The 17,472-nt window shown below is 64.4% G+C and carries 15 protein-coding genes; all 15 read right to left on the bottom strand.

The window, feature by feature from the left end; translation table 11 throughout:
* Positions 1–7: 7 nt before the first annotated feature.
* The gene (locus tag LOY37_RS19025; RefSeq protein WP_093380622.1) at positions 8–1,219 is read right to left on the bottom strand and encodes an O-succinylhomoserine sulfhydrylase; all 1,212 of its coding nucleotides are present in this window, start codon (positions 1,217–1,219) and stop codon (positions 8–10) included.
* Between the two features lie 15 nt (positions 1,220–1,234).
* Positions 1,235–2,740 (bottom strand): amidophosphoribosyltransferase, encoded by a 1,506-nt coding sequence (gene purF, locus LOY37_RS19030; protein WP_010223267.1) that lies wholly within the window; start codon positions 2,738–2,740, stop codon positions 1,235–1,237.
* A 41-nt stretch (positions 2,741–2,781) separates the two neighbouring features.
* Positions 2,782–3,336 carry a CvpA family protein gene (locus LOY37_RS19035; protein WP_045195095.1) on the bottom strand — a complete coding sequence of 185 codons (555 nt, stop codon included), beginning with the start codon at positions 3,334–3,336 and terminating at the stop codon, positions 2,782–2,784.
* A 99-nt stretch (positions 3,337–3,435) separates the two neighbouring features.
* A complete protein-coding gene (locus tag LOY37_RS19040; protein WP_258715517.1) occupies positions 3,436–4,104 on the bottom strand; it encodes an SPOR domain-containing protein in 669 nt (222 codons plus the stop codon).
* On the bottom strand, positions 4,088–5,395 hold the full coding sequence (gene folC / locus LOY37_RS19045; RefSeq protein WP_258715518.1) for a bifunctional tetrahydrofolate synthase/dihydrofolate synthase: 1,308 nt from the start codon (positions 5,393–5,395) through the stop codon (positions 4,088–4,090). The genes LOY37_RS19040 and folC overlap by 17 nt, the downstream gene beginning before the upstream one ends.
* On the bottom strand, positions 5,392–6,312 hold the full coding sequence (accD, locus tag LOY37_RS19050) for an acetyl-CoA carboxylase, carboxyltransferase subunit beta (protein ID WP_045195100.1): 921 nt from the start codon (positions 6,310–6,312) through the stop codon (positions 5,392–5,394). The genes folC and accD overlap by 4 nt, the downstream gene beginning before the upstream one ends.
* 279 nt (positions 6,313–6,591) lie before the next feature.
* Positions 6,592–7,212 carry a phosphoribosylanthranilate isomerase gene (locus LOY37_RS19055; RefSeq protein WP_258715519.1) on the bottom strand — a complete coding sequence of 207 codons (621 nt, stop codon included), beginning with the start codon at positions 7,210–7,212 and terminating at the stop codon, positions 6,592–6,594.
* A 61-nt stretch (positions 7,213–7,273) separates the two neighbouring features.
* A complete protein-coding gene (truA, locus tag LOY37_RS19060) occupies positions 7,274–8,098 on the bottom strand; it encodes a tRNA pseudouridine(38-40) synthase TruA (protein WP_045195741.1) in 825 nt (274 codons plus the stop codon).
* Positions 8,099–8,218: 120 nt separating this feature from the next.
* The gene (locus LOY37_RS19065) at positions 8,219–10,951 is read right to left on the bottom strand and encodes a FimV/HubP family polar landmark protein (RefSeq protein WP_258715520.1); all 2,733 of its coding nucleotides are present in this window, start codon (positions 10,949–10,951) and stop codon (positions 8,219–8,221) included.
* Between the two features lie 70 nt (positions 10,952–11,021).
* A complete protein-coding gene (locus LOY37_RS19070; RefSeq protein ID WP_045195107.1) occupies positions 11,022–12,032 on the bottom strand; it encodes an aspartate-semialdehyde dehydrogenase in 1,011 nt (336 codons plus the stop codon).
* Between the two features lie 160 nt (positions 12,033–12,192).
* The gene (gene asd, locus LOY37_RS19075) at positions 12,193–13,305 is read right to left on the bottom strand and encodes an aspartate-semialdehyde dehydrogenase (protein WP_045195108.1); all 1,113 of its coding nucleotides are present in this window, start codon (positions 13,303–13,305) and stop codon (positions 12,193–12,195) included.
* Between the two features lie 68 nt (positions 13,306–13,373).
* Entirely contained in the window at positions 13,374–14,456 is a 1,083-nt protein-coding gene (gene leuB / locus LOY37_RS19080) for a 3-isopropylmalate dehydrogenase (protein ID WP_258715521.1), read from the bottom strand.
* A gap of 53 nt (positions 14,457–14,509) precedes the next feature.
* Positions 14,510–15,274: a class I SAM-dependent methyltransferase gene (locus LOY37_RS19085; RefSeq protein ID WP_093380612.1), complete on the bottom strand. Its 765-nt coding sequence runs from the start codon at positions 15,272–15,274 to the stop codon at positions 14,510–14,512.
* Positions 15,275–15,338: 64 nt separating this feature from the next.
* Entirely contained in the window at positions 15,339–15,983 is a 645-nt protein-coding gene (gene leuD, locus LOY37_RS19090; RefSeq protein ID WP_045195114.1) for a 3-isopropylmalate dehydratase small subunit, read from the bottom strand.
* Positions 15,980–17,413, bottom strand: a complete 1,434-nt coding sequence (gene leuC / locus LOY37_RS19095) for a 3-isopropylmalate dehydratase large subunit (RefSeq protein WP_045195116.1) — start codon at positions 17,411–17,413, stop codon at positions 15,980–15,982. Before leuC ends, leuD begins: the two co-directional genes overlap by 4 nt.
* Between the last annotated feature and the right edge of the window lie 59 nt (positions 17,414–17,472).

Consider the following 17,472-nt stretch of genomic DNA (forward strand, 5'->3'; position numbering starts at 1 on the left):
CAGTCGATCACAGCGCCGCCAGCCCGCGGGCCAGGTCGGCCTTGAGGTCAGCGACGTCTTCCAGGCCCACGGCAACCCGGATCAGGCTGTCGCGAATGCCGGCGGCCTCACGCTCCTGCGGCGACAGGCGGCCGTGGGAGGTGGTGCCCGGGTGGGTGATGGTGGTCTTGCTGTCACCCAGGTTGGCGGTGATCGAAATCAGCCGGGTGGCATCGATGAAGCGCCAGGCGCCCTCTTTGCCGCCCTTGACCTCAAAGCTCACCACTGCACCGAAGCCGCTCATCTGCTGCTTGGCCAGCTCGTGCTGCGGATGGCTGTGCAGGCCCGCGTAGTGGACCTTGTCGATGCCGTCCTGCTGCTCCAGCCATTCGGCCAGGGCCTGGGCGTTGGCGCAGTGGGCGCGCATGCGCAGGTTGAGGGTCTCAAGGCCCTTGAGGAAGATCCAGGCGTTGAACGGGCTCAGGGACGGCCCGGCGGTGCGCAGAAAGCCCACCACTTCTTTCATCTGCTCGCTGCGCCCGGCAACCACGCCGCCCATACAACGGCCCTGGCCGTCGATGAACTTGGTCGCCGAATGCACGACGATGTCGGCGCCCAGCTTCAGCGGCTGCTGCAAGGCCGGGGTGCTGAAGCAGTTGTCGACCACCAACTGCGCGCCCTTGGCATGGGCGATTTCAGCCAGGGCAGCAATATCCACAAGCTCCGCCAACGGGTTGGACGGTGACTCGACGAACAGCAGCTTGGTGTTGGCCTTGATCGCCTGGTCCCAGCCGGCCAGGTCGGTCAGCGGCACGTAGTCGACCTGCACGCCGAAGCGCTTGAAGTACTTCTCGAACAGGCTGATGGTCGAACCAAAGACGCTCTGCGACACCAGCACATGGTCGCCGGCGCTGCACAGGGCCATGACGGTCGAGAGAATCGCCGACATGCCGGTGGAGGTGGCAACCGCCTGCTCGGCGCCTTCAAGGGCGGCGATGCGCTCTTCGAACGCGCGTACGGTGGGGTTGGTGTAGCGTGAATAGACGTTGCCTGGAACCTCGCCGGCGAACCGCGCGGCGGCATCGGCCGCCGTACGGAACACGTAGCTGGAGGTGAAGAACAGCGGATCGCTGTGCTCACCTTCCGGCGTGCGATGCTGGCCGGCGCGTACCGCCAGCGTGTCGAAAGCGACCCCTTCGAGGTCGCTGTCCAGGCGCCCGGCATCCCATTCCTGTGTCATGCCGCTGCTCCTAACTTAGTTGTTGTAGAGGTCGATGATCGCGCTGACCGCCTGGTTCTTGACCTTGGAGGCGTCGTTGCGCGCCTGCTCGATCTTGTCCAGGTAGGCTTCGTCGATGTCGCCGGTGACGTACTTGCCGTCGAACACCGCGCAATCGAAATGCTCGATCTTGATCTTGCCACCGCCGACCGCTTCGATCAGGTCCGGCAGGTCCTGGTAGACCAGCCAGTCGGCGCCGATCAGTTCGGCGACATCCTGGGTGCTGCGGTTGTGCGCGATCAGCTCGTGGGCACTCGGCATGTCGATGCCGTAGACGTTAGGGAAGCGCACCGCCGGGGCGGCCGAGCAGAAGTAGACGTTTTTCGCGCCGGCTTCGCGGGCCATCTGGATGATCTGCTTGCAGGTGGTGCCGCGCACGATCGAGTCGTCGACCAGCATCACGTTCTTGCCGCGGAACTCCAGCTCGATGGCGTTGAGTTTCTGGCGTACCGATTTCTTGCGCGCGGCCTGGCCGGGCATGATGAAGGTACGGCCGATGTAGCGGTTCTTGACGAAGCCTTCGCGGAATTTGACGCCCAGGTGGTTGGCCAGCTCCAGCGCTGCGGTGCGGCTGGTGTCGGGAATCGGGATGACCACGTCGATGTCGTGGTCAGGGCGCTCGCGCTGGATCTTCTCGGCCAGCTTCTCGCCCATGCGCAGGCGCGCCTTGTACACCGAGACGCCGTCGATGATCGAGTCAGGGCGGGCCAGGTAGACGTGTTCGAAGATGCACGGCGACAGTTGCGGGTTGGTCGCGCACTGACGGGTGTGCAGCTTGCCCTCTTCAGTGATGTACACCGCTTCGCCCGGCGCCAGGTCACGGATCAGGGTGAAGCCCAGCACGTCCAGAGAAACGCTTTCGGAAGCGATCATGTACTCGACGCCTTCGTCGGTGTGACGCTGGCCGAACACGATCGGACGGATGCCGTTGGGGTCGCGGAAGCCGACGATGCCATAGCCGGTGATCATCGCCACCACCGCGTAACCGCCAACGCAACGGTTGTGCACGTCGGTGACTGCGGCGAACACGTCTTCTTCGGTCGGTTGCAGCTTGCCACGCACCGCCAGCTCATGGGCGAAGACGTTGAGCAGCACTTCCGAGTCGGAACTGGTGTTGACGTGGCGCAGGTCGGACTCGTAGATCTCCTTGGCCAGCTGTTCGACGTTGGTCAGGTTGCCGTTGTGCGCCAGGGTGATGCCGTAGGGCGAGTTGACATAGAACGGCTGGGCCTCGGCCGAGGTCGAGCTGCCCGCGGTCGGGTAGCGCACGTGGCCGATACCCATGTGACCGACCAGGCGCTGCATATGGCGCTGCTGGAATACGTCACGGACCAGGCCGTTGTCCTTGCGCAGGAATAACCGGCCATCATGGCTGGTCACAATACCGGCAGCGTCCTGGCCGCGGTGCTGGAGGACGGTTAGCGCGTCATACAGCGCCTGATTGACGTTCGACTTACCGACGATACCGACGATGCCACACATGCGACGCAACCCCTACTTAATGAAACTGGATTGAAAAGCGCTCAAGGCGTTTTGGGCCCCAGCAGCTGTTCCTGGAACGGGAGATCAGCCGGTGCGCTGATCCCGCTGGCTAGCCACTGACTGGTGAACCCCAGAATGAGGTTTTTCGACCAGTCAGCCACCAATAGAAATTGTGGCAGGAGGCGAGACTCCTGCCACCACTGATCCTGTTGTACCGGCCCCAGGCTCAACAGCCCGACCGCCACGACCACCAGCAAGGCCCCGCGGGCGGCGCCGAAGGCCATGCCCAGGAAGCGATCGGTCCCGGACAGCCCGGTGACGCGAATCAGCTCGCCGATGAGAAAGTTGATCATGGCCCCCACCAGCAGGGTGGCGACGAAAAGAATGGCGCATCCGGCGATGACCCGGGCCGAAGGCGTCTGGATATAAGCTTCCAGGTACTGCGACAGCGAGCCACCGAACATCCAGGCCACGGCACCGGCGATGATCCAGGTAAGCAGCGACAAGGCCTCTTTGACGAAGCCGCGCTTGAGACTGATCAGCGAAGAAATGGCGATGATCGCGAGAATCGCCCAGTCGACCCAGGTAAATGCCACAGTGTTGCCTGCAAACGGATAAGGCGGCGCATTTTACCAGAGCAACGGGCTGTCGGTAAGCAGTGATTTACCGCCCGGTACGGGCCGGGCGGCAAGGGTTCAACTGCGCTCGGGCTGGAAGCGTACGACAAAGCCCTTGAGCTTCTGCTGGCGGTTGATCACATCGCGCAGGCGCTCGGCCTCGGCGCGCTCGATCAACGGTCCGACATACACCCGGTTCATGCCTTCGGCCGAACGGATATAAGCGTTGTAGCCCTGGCTGCGCAGGGTTTTCTGCAGGTTGTCGGCGCTGGCGCGGTTGGCCAGGCTGGCCATCTGAATCGACCAGCTAACCGGCAGGCCATTGGCGTCGATCTTGCCCGCAGCAGGCTTGGTCGCAGCGGCGACGGTGGCTGCCGGCTTGGCTTCTACCTTGGCGGGCGCTGGCGTCGCCGGTTTTGCCGCGACAGCCGGTGCAGCCGGGGCCGGTGTCGGCAGCGGCGTGGCGGCCGGCGCCGGGGCAATCGGCGTGCTTGGCGCCTGCACCGGTGCCGTGGCCTGCTCGACGATCAGCGGCTCTTCGGGTAATACCTGCGGCTCGGGGACCTGCACCGGCTCTACCTGCACTTGCGGCAGGGTCGGCGCGGCCGGTGCCTCGGGGGCTTCGACGCGCACCTGGCGCATTTCGTCTTCGCGCGAGAACAGCATCGGCAGGAAGATCACCGCCAGCGCCACCAGCACCAGCGCCCCGACCATGCGTTGCTTGACCACTTTATCCAGCAATGCCATTTGCCCCGTCCTCCGTGGCCTGCCGGTCGAGCCACTGCAGGGCTTCGCCGACACAGAAAAATGATCCGAACAGCAGGATTTCGTCATCCGCCGTTGCCTGCGCGCACTGCCCGTCCAGGGCGGCGGCGACGCTGGGATAAGACTGCACCGCAGCACCAAGGTTCGTCAGCGCCGCTTGCAACTGGTCAGCCGGCCGGCTGCGGGCGGTATCCAGCGGCGCCACGGCCCAGGCCTGAACCTGGTGCTGCAGCGGCTTGAGCACGCCTTCGAGGTCCTTGTCGGCGAGCAAACCGAACACCGCCAGGCGCTTGCCCGAAAGCGGCCGGGTGGCCAGGCGCTGAGCCAGGTACTCGGCAGCATGCGGGTTGTGCCCGACATCCATGAGGATAGTCAAAGGTTTGCCTTGCCAGGTAAAGGCCCGCCGATCGAGGCGGCCGACCATGCGCGTGCTACGCAGGGCCTCGGCAATCTGCCCGGCATCCCACGGCAGGTCGAGCAACAGGTAGGCCTGCAATGCCAACGCGGCGTTTTCCATCGGCAGGTCGAGCAGCGGCAAATCCTGCAGCTCGACCACCTCGCCGCGGGCATTGACCCCACGCCACTGCCAGTGCTGGTCAGTGCTGGCCAGGTCGAAATCGCGACCGCGCAAAAACAGCGGGTTGTTCAGGGCGCGGGCCTTGTCCAGCAACGGCTGCGGCGGATTGAGGTCGCCACACAGGGCCGGCTTGCCCTGGCGGAAGATCCCGGCCTTCTCGAAGGCCACCAACTCACGGGTGTCGCCCAGGTAGTCGACATGGTCAACGCCGATGCTGGTGACCAGCGCCAGGTCGGCATCGACGATGTTGACGGTATCCAGGCGTCCGCCCAGGCCGACTTCGAGCACCACGGCGTCGAGCGCCGCCTGCTTGAACAGCCAGAACGCCGCCAGGGTACCGGCTTCGAAGTAGGTCAGGGAGATGTCGCCGCGGGCCGCTTCAACCGCGGCGAAGGCTTCGCACAGCTGCTCATCGCCGGCTTCAGCGCCGTTGATCTGCACCCGCTCGTTGTAGCGCAGCAGGTGCGGCGAGCTGTAAACGCCGACCTTGAGGCCCTGGGCGCGCAGCAACGCGGCAACGAAGGCGCAGGTCGAACCCTTGCCGTTGGTGCCGGTCACGGTGATTACCCGTGGCGCCGGCTGGCCCAGCCCGAGCCGCGCAGCGACCTGTTGCGAACGCTCCAGGCCCATGTCGATGGCCGACGGATGCAACTGCTCGAGGTAGGCGAGCCAGTCGCCAAGGGTACGTTGGGTCATACGGTGGCAGGCGCCGGCGGCACGACGATCGGCTCGATCACCGGGGCGACGAACGTGGGCGTCGGCAGGCCCATCATCTGGGCCAGCAGGTTGCCCAGCCGCTGACGCAGCTCCTGACGCGGGATGATCATGTCGATGGCGCCGTGCTCCAGAAGGAACTCGCTGCGCTGGAAGCCTTCTGGCAGCTTCTCGCGTACGGTCTGCTCGATCACCCGCGGGCCGGCAAAGCCGATCAGCGCCTTGGGCTCACCGACGATGACATCACCAAGCATCGCCAGGCTGGCAGAAACGCCGCCGTAGACCGGATCGGTCAGCACCGAGATGAACGGGATGCCTTCTTCGCGCAGGCGTGCCAGTACTGCGGAGGTCTTGGCCATCTGCATCAGCGAGATCAGCGCTTCCTGCATGCGCGCACCACCGGAGGCCGAGAAGCAGACCATCGGGCAGCGGTTTTCCAGGGCGTAGTTGGCGGCACGGACGAAACGCTCGCCGACGATGGCGCCCATCGAACCACCCATGAAGGAGAATTCGAAGGCGCTGACCACGATCGGCATGCCCAGCAGGGTACCGCTCATGGAGATCAGTGCGTCTTTCTCGCCGGTCTGCTTCTGGGCAGCAGTCAGGCGGTCCTTGTACTTCTTGCCATCGCGAAACTTCAGGCGGTCGACCGGTTCCAGGTCAGCGCCCAGCTCGGCGCGGCCTTCGGCATCGAGGAAGATGTCGATACGGGCGCGGGCGCCGATACGCATGTGATGGTTGCACTTAGGGCAGACATCCAGGGTCTTTTCCAGCTCCGGACGATACAGCACGGCCTCGCAGGACGGGCACTTGTGCCACAGGCCTTCAGGGACCGAACTCTTCTTCACCTCGGAACGCATGATCGAAGGGATCAGTTTGTCTACTAACCAGTTGCTCATGCTTTCTTTCTCCAGTAGCGGCGACCGGCAGGCTATGGCTGCCGGCTCGCGCGTATGCCCTTGAGCTCAATTCGTGTATGACGCGATGAAGATGCGGCTCCGGCGCCCGCCTGCAGCGAGCCACCCCGATACCGCACCCTCGTCAACCTGTAAGGGCGACGCCCGTGGCGTCACCCGCTAATTTCGACCGGCCCATGGGCGCGATCCGGCAGCACCGGGCTGCGAAAGCTATGGACGATGGCGCGCGGCCAGCCGTCACATCCGCAGCACGCAGCGCTTTCACGCCTGCTTGACCGCGCGGATAAACGCCTCGATCCGCGCCGGGTCCTTGATGCCCTTGGCCTGCTCCACGCCGCCGCTGACATCCACCGCATAAGGCCGCACCTGCGCAATGGCCTGGGCGACGTTATCCGGCGACAGGCCGCCGGCGAGGATGATTGGCTTGCTCAGTTGCGCAGGCACCAGCGACCAGTCGAACGCCTCGCCGGTACCGCCGGGCACGCCGGCCACGTAGGTATCGAGAAGAATGCCGCTGGCACCGCTGTAGCGCTTGCAGCTGGCCTCCAGGTCGTCGCCCGGGCGCACCCGCAAGGCCTTGATCCATGGACGCTTGTGACCTGCGCAATCGGCCGGGGTTTCATCGCCATGGAACTGCAGCAGGTCGAGCGGCACCGCTTCGAGGATGTCCGTCAGCTCGCAACGGCTGGCGTTGACGAACAGGCCGACGGTGGTGACGAACGGCGGCAAGGCGGCGATGATCGCCCGCGCCTGCTGCACATCGACCGCCCGCGGGCTCTTGGCATAGAACACCAGGCCGATGGCATCGGCGCCCGCCTCGGCTGCGGCCAGCGCATCCTCGATGCGGGTAATGCCGCAGATTTTGCTGCGAACGGCGCTCATGACCTGTGAACCTCAGCAGAAAGCGGAAAGTTCCGGATGTTAGCAAATGGCTTGCGGGCCGTCAGCCCGTCAATGCCTCGTAGCCGGTAATGAAGTGTGGGCCGATGTAACGCTCGGGCAGTTCGAACTCGTCGTGGTACTCGACCTGCACCAGGTACAGCCCATACGGATGCGCGGTCACCCCGCCGGCGCGCCGCTCTCGGCTTTGCAGCACTTCCAGGGCCCACTCCGGCGGGCGCTCGCCAGCGCCGATGGTCATCAGCACGCCGGCAATGTTGCGCACCATATGGTGCAGGAAGGCGCTGGCGCGGATGTCGAGGACGATCATCTGGCCGTGGCGGCTAACACGCAGGTGATGGAGGTTCTTGACCGGCGACTTGGCCTGGCACTGGCCGGCGCGAAAGGCACTGAAATCGTGGGTGCCGACCAGGTACTCGGCGGCCAGGGCCATGCGCTCGGCGTCCAGCGGCCGGTGGTTCCAGGTCACCTCTTCGCCCAGGTGCGCCGGGCGGATCTGGTCGTTGTAGATCACGTAGCGGTAACGCCGGGCAATGGCCTTGAAGCGCGCATGGAAGTGCGCCGGCATCTGCTTGGCCCAGGACACGCTGATGTCGTGCGGCAGGTTGATGTTGGCGCCCATGGTCCAGCCCTTCATGCTGCGCACCGCCTGGGTGTCGAAATGCACCACCTGGCCGCAGGCATGCACGCCGGCATCGGTGCGCCCGGCACAGTGCAGGGTGACCGGCGAATCGGCCACCCGCGACAAGGCTTCTTCGAGGGTTTGCTGCACGCTTGCCACGCCACTGGCCTGGCGCTGCCAGCCGCGGTAGCGCGAACCTTTGTACTCAACGCCCAGGGCGATACGAAAGAAGCCTTCGGCGGCCACTTCGGCAGCCGCGTTATCAATGATTTCCAAGGGGATACAGCCTGTCGGTTTAGCAGATGGCGGCAATTATAACGACAACGGCAGCCACTTGGGCTGCCGTTGGTTTTACACAGGGTGAACTCAGACCAGGCGCGAGAGCAGCTCGTCGGCTTCCTGGCGCTGGGCATCGCTGCCGTCCTTGCGCACTTCGTCGAGAATGTCGCGGGCGCCGTCATGGTCGCCCATGTCGATATAGGCCCGGGCCAGGTCGAGCTTGGTGGCCACTTCGTCGGCGCCGCCGAGGTAGTCGAAATCATCGTCGAGGTCGTCGCTGATCGCGGCGTCCGCTTCGCTGAAGTGCGGCTCGATCGACGGCTGCTCCAGGCTTTGCGACAGCTTGTCGAGTTCGGCGTTGACGTCATCGAGCTCCGAGGCAAAGTTTTTATCCGCCTGCGAGTCCTCCAGTGACAGCGACAGGTCGAAGTCTTCCGGCAGGTCCAGCTCGCTCAACGGGTCGAACTCGGGCATGGTTTCATCGAACGCCGCCAGCTCTGCGGCGATATCGACGGTCTCGCTGTTCGGCGCCAGCGCTGGCTCGTCGCCAGCGACGTCGAGGTCGAAATCGGCGAGGTCGTCCAGGGCCTGCTCAGGCTCGGCAAGATGCTCTGCGAGCAAGGCGTCGAAGTCCGGTTGCGCCGGGCTGGCTTCGCTCGCGACTGCTTCGGCTTGTGGCGCTTCAACAGCCAGCGAGGGCTCGTCGAGCAGTGGCGGCGCGTCCAGCTCCAGGCCTTGCAGGTCGTCATCCAGGCTCAGGTCGAAGGCACTGTCCAGGTCGTCTTCAGGAACAGGCTCAGGCTCGGCCAGCGATTCTTCAACCACAGGTTCAGGTTCAGGCTCGGCCCCTGCTTCTGGCTCAACGGCTGGCTCGACGGCTGGTTCGGCTTCTGCCAGCGGTTCGGCTGGCGCCTCGTCCTGCAGCAGCTCCTGGACATACTGGGCATCCAGTTCAGCCGCCAGCGCCGCCGCGCTGACGCCCGCCGCCGCGACGGCGAGCATGGCCGGGAAGCGGTTTTTCAGGGCTTCGACATCGGCATGGTTCTGGCCGGTGGCAATCAACTGCCGCTCGTGGCCGACAAAGGCATCGCGATCGCCCTGGCGGGCATAGACCTCCATCAGCTTCAGGCGCAGGTCGCTGCGCTCAGGGGCTGCGGTAACCGCAGGCTCGAGCAGTTCGGCGGCGTGATTGAGGCGACCACGGGCAATGCTCAACTCTGCTTCGTCGAGCACAGTGTCGCCGGTCGGGGCTGCCGGGCTGGCCGCCGGAGCAACCAATGGCGCGGCAATCGGGCCTTGCACCGGCTTGCTCGGCGCTGGCTCCGCCACCACAGGCGCCGGCTCTTCGGCAGGCAAGGCGGCGGCTGTGGCGGCGGCGGCAGATGCCGCGACCACTGCCGGTGCCAGGGTCACGCTCGGCGGCGCGATGTCCAGGCCTTCAAAACTGCTTGGCGGCAGGTCCAAGTCTGGGGCGCGCTCGCCCTCTTCGGCCAGGGCGCGGGCCATGCGCAGGTGTTTTTCCGCTTCCTGGTCGGCCTTGCGCTTGCGGGCCAGCAACAGCAGCAGAAGCAACAGCACCAACAACGCGGAACCGGCGATCAGCGCCAGCAACAGCGGGTTGCCGAGCAGATCGTCGAGCATCTTGTTCGAGTCGGCCGGCGCCTGGTCGGCAGCAGGCTGCGCCGGATCAACCGGTGCGGTATCGACCGCAGCCGGTGCCGGGGTGACCACCGGTTCGGCAGGAGCCGGCTGCAACTCGGCGGCAATGGCCGGCGGCTGGGCCGCGGCAGCTTCAGGCGCCGGCGCGCCAGCGGCGCCCTGGGCTTCAAGCTTGGCCAGTTGGTCGTTTTTCAGCGCGATCAGGCGCTGCAGTTTGTCCAGCTGGCTCTGCAGGTCGGCCATGCGGCCTTTCAGTTCTTCGTTGTCACGACGGCTGGTGTCCAGGCTTTCCTGGGCCACAGCCAGCTTGTCGTTGAGACCTTTACTGCCCGCAGCGCCTTTGCTGCCGGGTGCGACCAGCTTGAGGTTGTCCTGGTTGGCGATACGTGCCGGCGCCGCCTCGGTGCCGCTGCGCCGGGTGGCGTCCAGCTGGCGTGCGCGCGGGCCCAGGCGCCGGCCTTCGCGCCAGGCAGCATACTGCTCGGCCACTTCGGTAACGGCCTGGGCCTGGGGAATACTGGTGATCTGCTGTTGATCGGGCAGGCGCAAGACCTGGCCGGTTTTCAGCAGGTTGATGTTGCCGTTGATGAAGGCATCCGGGTTCAGCGCCTGAATGGCCAGCATGGTCTGCTGCACCGACCCGCCCTGACGGGCTTTCGAGGCGATTTCCCACAGGGTGTCGCGACGCACGGTGGTGTAGTTGGCCGCGGTTACCGCAGGCGCAACGCCGGCCGGCGCCGGTTGTCCGGCCGGAGCGTTGAACTTGGCCGCGTCAATCAGCACGCTGTAGTCGCGCAGCAGGCGACCGCTCGGCCACATGACCTGGACCAGGAACTTGACCATCGGCGCCGGCAGCGGCTGGCTCGAGGTCACCCGCAACACGCTCTTGCCGTTGGGGTTGATCACCGTGGTAAAGGTCAGGTCATTGAGAAACGCCTGGCGCTCGACACCGGCCTTGGCGAACTCTTCGGCCGGCGCCAGGCTCGGCGCTACTTCGGCCGCGGTCAGGTCGCGGACATCGAGCAGTTCGATCTCGGCATCCAGGGGCTGGTTCTGCGCTGACTTCAAGGTCAGCTCGCCCAACCCGAGGGCATGCGCCATACCGGACGACAGCGCCGACGCCGCGGCTATTGCTAAGACCAGTTTGCGAATTCGAAGCATGACCTCTTCCTTTGAATGAACCTTCCCCGGCAAGCGAGAACAAGTGGAGCAAATTGTCGGCAAGTATCTTTTACACAAGGCCTTTTATCAACAATTGCGCCAGCTGGACCGCGTTCAGGGCCGCACCTTTGCGCACATTGTCGGTGGTCAGCCAGAGGTTGAGCTGCTCAACCTCGTCGATTCCACCCCGTACCCGTCCAACATAGACCACGTCCTGGCCCACTGCGTCACCCACCGGCGTCGGATAATCACCCTCCTCCACCAGTTCGATGCTGTCAGCGGCTTCCAGTGCGGCGTTGACCGCCGCCAGGTCGACCGGCGTGCGGCTTTGCACGGACACACTGTAGCTATCGCCGAAAAACACCGGGACTTGAACGCAGGTCACCGAAATCTTCAGTGAAGGCAAGCCGAGCACTTCGCGCAACTCACTGACCAGGCGGCGTTCAAGGGCGCCATGGCCGTCAGCATCGCTGGCACCGACCTGGGCCAACAGGTTGAAGGCCATCTGCCGGTCGAAGAAGCGCGGCTCCAGCGGGCGGGCGTTGAGCAGCTCGGCGGTCTGCCGGGCCAGCTCGTTGACCGCCTCGCGCCCCTGGGCCGAGACCGCCAGGCACGCGGTGACATTAATGCGCTCAAGTTCCAGCAAGCCCTTAAGGGGCGCCAGGGTTACCGCCAGGGCAATCGCTGCGGCGCTTGGGCTGCTCAGTTGCTGCGGCGCCTTGAGGCTGTCGAGCACTGCCGGGTTGGCTTCCGGCACCACCGCCGGCGCCTGCTCGGCCGGCAAGCCGCCGGACAGGTCGATGACTGCGCAACCAGCCGCCTGGGCCCGTGGCGCGAAGCTGCGGGTCACTGCCGGACCGGCGGCGAAGAAGGCCAGCTTGACCTTGCTGAAGTCGAAGCTGTCGACCTCGCGCACGCGCAGGCTCTTGCTGCGAAACATCACGCCGCTGCCCGCCGATTCGTTGCTGGCCAGCAGGTGCAGGGTGCCGACCGGGAAATCGCACTCGTCGAGGATCTGCACGAGGGTTTCACCGACAGTACCGGTGGCACCGATAACGGCGATATCAATAGGCTGGCTCATGGAAAAATCCTCTGCTGAAACGGCGGGAGCGGCACTTTACTTGGATTCTCATGCGCGGAACACCTGAATCGCGGGTCAACCCCGCTCCCACAGCGTGGACCACCCACAAAAAAGCCCGTGCTGTTTCCAGCACGGGCCTGGGTTCAACACTGCCTGGCGATCAACGCTCCAGGAGGATGCGCAGCATGCGCCGCAGTGGCTCGGCCGCGCCCCACAGCAGCTGGTCACCAACGGTGAAGGCGCCCAGGTACTGGGAACCCATGTTCAGCTTGCGCAGGCGACCCACCGGGATGTTCAGGGTACCGGTGACGTTGGTCGGGCTGAGCTCCTGCATGCTGATTTCACGCTGGTTCGGCACCAGTTTCACCCAAGGGTTGTGCTGGCTGATCATGCCTTCGATGTCGGCAATCGGCACGTCCTTGTTCAGCTTGATGGTCAGTGCCTGGCTGTGGCAACGCATGGCGCCGATGCGCACGCAGATGCCGTCGACCGGGATCGGGCTCTTGAAGCGGCCGAGGATCTTGTTGGTCTCGGCCTGGGCCTTCCACTCTTCACGGCTCTGGCCGTTAGGCAGCTCTTTGTCGATCCACGGGATCAGGCTGCCGGCCAGCGGCACGCCGAAGTTCTCGGTCGGGTAGGCGTCGCTGCGCATGGCCTCGGCAACCTTGCGGTCGATGTCGAGGATGGCGCTGGCCGGGTTGGCCAGGTCATCGGCGACCGCGGCGTGGGTCGCGCCCATCTGGCGAATCAGCTCGCGCATGTTCTGCGCACCGGCGCCGGAGGCTGCCTGGTAGGTCATGGCGCTCATCCACTCGACCAGGCCGGCTTCGAACAGGCCGCCCAGGCCCATCAGCATCAGGCTGACGGTGCAGTTGCCGCCGATGTAGTTCTTGGTACCGGCGTCGAGCTGCTGGTCGATGACCTTGCGGTTGACCGGGTCGAGAACGATGACCGCATCATCCTGCATGCGCAGGCTGGAGGCGGCGTCGATCCAGTAGCCCTGCCAGCCGGCTTCGCGCAGCTTGGGGAAGACTTCGTTGGTGTAGTCGCCGCCCTGACAGGTCAGGATCACATCGAGGGTCTTGAGCTCTTCAATGCTGTAAGCGTCCTTGAGCGGAGCAATATCCTTGCCCACTGCCGGACCCTGGCCACCGACGTTGGAGGTGGTGAAGAACACCGGCTCGATAAGATCAAAATCCTGCTCTTCCAGCATCCGCTGCATGAGCACGGAACCGACCATACCGCGCCAACCGATCAGACCTACACGTTTCATCGCAACTACACCTTTGCTAAAAAGTGGGCCGCTGCTTCACTAGGAAAAACAGCAGCGGGCCCGAGAGATTACAGATTCCGCAGCGCTGCGACTACTGCGTCGCCCATTTCCTGCGTACCTACCTTGCTGCAACCGTCCGACCAGATGTCGCCGGTGCGCAGCCCCTGATCCAATACCAGGCTGACGGCCTTTTCAATGGCCTCGGCTGCCGCCTGCTGGTTGAAGCTGTAACGCAGCATCATCGACACCGACAAAATGGTCGCCAGCGGGTTGGCGATGCCCTGGCCGGCGATGTCCGGTGCCGAGCCGTGGCAAGGCTCGTACATGCCCTTGTTGCCGGCATCCAGCGACGCTGATGGCAGCATGCCAATGGAGCCGGTGAGCATGGAAGCCTCATCCGACAGGATGTCGCCGAACATGTTGTCGGTGACCATCACGTCGAACTGCTTGGGCGCACGCACCAGTTGCATGGCGGCGTTGTCGACGTACATGTGGCTGAGTTCGACGTCCGGGTAGTCCTTGGCGACTTCCTCGACGATCTCGCGCCACAGCTGGCTGGAGGCCAGGACGTTAGCCTTGTCGACCGAGCAGAGTTTTTTACCGCGCACGCGGGCCATGTCGAAACCGACCCGGGCGATACGGCGGATTTCGCTCTCGCTGTATGGCAGGGTGTCGTAGGACTGGCGCTCGCCGCCTTCCAGCTCGCGGGTGCCGCGGGGTGCGCCGAAATAGATGCCGCCGGTCAGCTCGCGAACGATGAGGATGTCCAGGCCGGCGACGATTTCTGGCTTGAGCGACGAAGCGTCGGCCAGTTGCGGGTAGAGAATCGCCGGACGCAGGTTGGCGAACAGGCCCAGTTGCGAGCGGATTTTCAGCAGGCCGCGTTCAGGACGAATGTCGCGCTCGATCTTGTCCCACTTCGGCCCGCCAACGGCGCCGAGCAGCACGGCATCGGCCTTGCGTGCGCGTTCCAGGGTCTGGTCGGCCAGCGGCACGCCGTGCTTGTCGATGGCAGCGCCGCCGATGACGTCGTGCTCCAGGCTAAAACCGAGCTGAAACTTGTCGTTGGCCAGTTCCAGCACCTTGACCGCCTCGGCCATGATTTCCGGACCGATGCCATCACCTGGAAGAATCAGAATCTGCTTGCTCATGCTTTCCTCTATTCAATTCAAGCGGCACGCCCTGTTGGCCTGCCGGAAAAAACCTAGCGTTCGGCCCAGAGCACCACGACATCGGTGCTGAACGAGCCGTCGGCTTCAATCTGGTAATACTGCCGTACTTCTTCGCCCATCGCCTGCTGCAATTGGCGGATGGCGCCACGCATCACTTCAGGGGTGCGCATGCGCTCGACCCACGAGCTGTACTCCAGGCGCAGGCGCTGGCGGCTGTGGCTGCGGGTGAACAGGCCGGCTTCGCTGACCTGCTGCAGCCATTCGCTGGCCGAATAATCGCGTACATGGCTGGTGTCGCGCAGCACCTCGACGCTCTGCAGGTAAGTGTCGAGCAACGGGCTGCCCGGCGACATGACGTCGATGAAGGCTGCCACGCCGCCGGGCTTGAGCACCCGTTTCACTTCCCGCAGCGCCAGGCCCAGGTCGCTCCAGTGGTGCGCCGAATAGCGGCTGAAGACGAATTCGAACGAAGCATCGGCAAACGGCAGGCGCTCGGCGGCGCCGCGTTCGGTGACGATGTTCTCGAAGCCACGTTCGCTGGCAGCGGCGGCGACCACATCCAGCATCTGCTGCGACAGGTCGTAGGCCACCACTTCACGCACCAGCGGGGCAACGTGGAAACTCACATGGCCGGCGCCACAGCCAAGGTCCAGCAGGCGTGCCCGGCCCTGGCCGGCAAGCTCGGCCTGTAGTAGGGCGAACTCGCTGCCCTGGGCATGCACGGCGCTGCTCAGGTAGGCACTGGCCTGTTCGCCGAACTGGCGCTGGACGACGTCCTTATGGGTGGTGCTGGTCATCTACATCTCCTGGGGCCTTATCGCGGGGCATGTGGGAGCGGGTTTGCCCCGCGATTGGCATCAATCAAGCGTCACGAAACAACCAGGGCTGGCTGGCCCGGTGCTTGGCTTCAAAGGCGGCAATCGCATCGCCATCCTGCAAGGTCAGGCCGATGTCATCCAGGCCGTTGAGCAGGCAGTGCTTGCGAAATGCATCGATCTCGAAGGTCAGCACCTTGCCGTCCGGGCGGGTCACGGTCTGAGCCTGCAAGTCGATGCTCAACTGGTAACCCGGATCGGCTTCAACCTGCTTGAACAGCTCGTCGACTTCCTCATCGCTGAGGATGATCGGCAGCAAGCCGTTCTTGAAGCTGTTGTTGAAGAAGATGTCGGCATAGCTCGGCGCGATGATGCTGCGAAAGCCGTACTCTTCCAGGGCCCACGGCGCATGTTCACGGCTTGAGCCACAACCGAAGTTCTCGCGGGCGAGCAACACGCTGGCACCTTGATAACGCGCGTGGTTGAGCACGAAATCCGGGTTCTGCGGGCGCTTGCTGTTGTCCTGGTACGGCTGGCCGACATCCAGGTAACGCCATTCATCGAACAGGTTGGGGCCAAAGCCGGTGCGCTTGATCGACTTCAGGAACTGCTTGGGAATGATCTGGTCGGTGTCGACGTTGGCACGGTCCAATGGCGCGACAAGGCCGGTGTGCTGGGTAAAGGCTTTCATGCTGCGCTCCCTTGGATCAACTCGCGTACATCGACAAAACGGCCGGTAACGGCGGCGGCGGCGGCCATGGCCGGGCTCACCAGGTGGGTCCGGCCACCGGCGCCCTGACGCCCTTCAAAGTTGCGGTTGGAGGTCGAGGCGCAATGCTCGCCACTCTCCAGGCGGTCGGGGTTCATCGCCAGGCACATCGAGCAACCCGGTTCACGCCACTCAAAGCCCGCTTCGAGGAAAATCTTGTCCAGGCCTTCTTTCTCGGCCTGGGCCTTGACCAGGCCCGAGCCCGGCACCACGATCGCCTGCTTGATGGTCGCGGCCACCTTGCGGCCCTTGGCGATCTCGGCGGCGGCGCGCAGGTCTTCGATGCGCGAGTTGGTGCAAGAGCCGATAAACACCCGATCGAGCTGGATGTCGGTGATCGCCTGGTTGGCATTCAAGCCCATGTACTTCAACGCCCGCTCGATCGAGCCACGCTTGACCAGATCGGCCTCGGCAGCCGGGTCCGGTACGCGCTGGTCGACGGCCAGAACCATCTCCGGCGAGGTGCCCCAGCTGACCTGCGGCTTGATCTGCGCAGCGTCCAGCTCGATCACCGTGTCAAACACCGCATCGGCGTCGGAGACCAGGTCTTTCCAGGCTTCGACCGCTTGCGCCCACTGCTCGCCTTTGGGTGCATAGGGGCGGCCCTTGACGTACTCGACGGTTTTTTCATCGGTGGCCACCAGGCCCACCCGGGCGCCGGCTTCGATGGACATGTTGCAGATGGTCATGCGCCCTTCGACCGACAACTCGCGAATCGCGCTGCCAGCGAATTCCATGGCATGGCCGTTGCCGCCGGCGGTGCCAATCTTGCCGATCACCGCGAGGACGATGTCCTTGGCGGTGACGCCGAACGGCAATGTGCCTTCGACGCGCACCAGCATGTTCTTCATCTTTTTGGCCACCAGGCACTGGGTGGCGAGTACGTGCTCGACCTCGGAGGTGCCGATACCGTGGGCCAGGGCGCCGAAGGCACCGTGGGTCGAGGTGTGCGAGTCGCCGCAGACCACGGTCATGCCCGGCAAGGTCGCGCCCTGCTCCGGGCCGATGACGTGGACGATGCCCTGACGCACGTCATTCATCTTGAATTCGACGATGCCATACTCGTCGCAGTTTTCATCGAGGGTCTGAACCTGCAAACGCGAGACCTGGTCGACAATGGCATCGATACCGCCCTTGCGCTCCGGGGTGGTCGGCACGTTGTGATCAGGCGTGGCGATGTTGGCATCGATGCGCCAGGGTTTGCGATTGGCCAGACGCAGGCCTTCGAAGGCTTGCGGCGACGTCACTTCGTGAATGATGTGACGGTCGATGTAGATCAGCGCCGAACCATCGTCGCGCTGCTTGACCAAATGCGAATCCCAGAGCTTGTCGTAAAGCGTTTTGCCGGCCATCAGACTGTTCCTCATCAGCGTCTTTCTATGCCAATAACCCCTTGGCTTGTACGGACGAT

Source organism: Pseudomonas sp. B21-012, assembly GCF_024749305.1.
Lineage (GTDB): Bacteria > Pseudomonadota > Gammaproteobacteria > Pseudomonadales > Pseudomonadaceae > Aquipseudomonas.

What these genes read in the sequence shown, in the direction of transcription:
- LOY37_RS19040 (WP_258715517.1), bottom strand. Translation starts at nt 4,104, where the DNA reads ATGGCATTGCTGGATAAAGTGGTCAAGCAACGCATGGTCGGGGCGCTG.
- LOY37_RS19025 (WP_093380622.1), bottom strand. Translation starts at nt 1,219, where the DNA reads ATGACACAGGAATGGGATGCCGGGCGCCTGGACAGCGACCTCGAAGGG.
- leuB (WP_258715521.1), bottom strand. Translation starts at nt 14,456, where the DNA reads ATGAGCAAGCAGATTCTGATTCTTCCAGGTGATGGCATCGGTCCGGAA.
- purF (WP_010223267.1), bottom strand. Translation starts at nt 2,740, where the DNA reads ATGTGTGGCATCGTCGGTATCGTCGGTAAGTCGAACGTCAATCAGGCG.
- LOY37_RS19070 (WP_045195107.1), bottom strand. Translation starts at nt 12,032, where the DNA reads ATGAGCCAGCCTATTGATATCGCCGTTATCGGTGCCACCGGTACTGTC.
- LOY37_RS19085 (WP_093380612.1), bottom strand. Translation starts at nt 15,274, where the DNA reads ATGACCAGCACCACCCATAAGGACGTCGTCCAGCGCCAGTTCGGCGAA.
- LOY37_RS19065 (WP_258715520.1), bottom strand. Translation starts at nt 10,951, where the DNA reads ATGCTTCGAATTCGCAAACTGGTCTTAGCAATAGCCGCGGCGTCGGCG.
- asd (WP_045195108.1), bottom strand. Translation starts at nt 13,305, where the DNA reads ATGAAACGTGTAGGTCTGATCGGTTGGCGCGGTATGGTCGGTTCCGTG.
- LOY37_RS19055 (WP_258715519.1), bottom strand. Translation starts at nt 7,212, where the DNA reads ATGAGCGCCGTTCGCAGCAAAATCTGCGGCATTACCCGCATCGAGGAT.
- accD (WP_045195100.1), bottom strand. Translation starts at nt 6,312, where the DNA reads ATGAGCAACTGGTTAGTAGACAAACTGATCCCTTCGATCATGCGTTCC.
- folC (WP_258715518.1), bottom strand. Translation starts at nt 5,395, where the DNA reads ATGACCCAACGTACCCTTGGCGACTGGCTCGCCTACCTCGAGCAGTTG.
- leuC (WP_045195116.1), bottom strand. Translation starts at nt 17,413, where the DNA reads ATGGCCGGCAAAACGCTTTACGACAAGCTCTGGGATTCGCATTTGGTC.
- leuD (WP_045195114.1), bottom strand. Translation starts at nt 15,983, where the DNA reads ATGAAAGCCTTTACCCAGCACACCGGCCTTGTCGCGCCATTGGACCGT.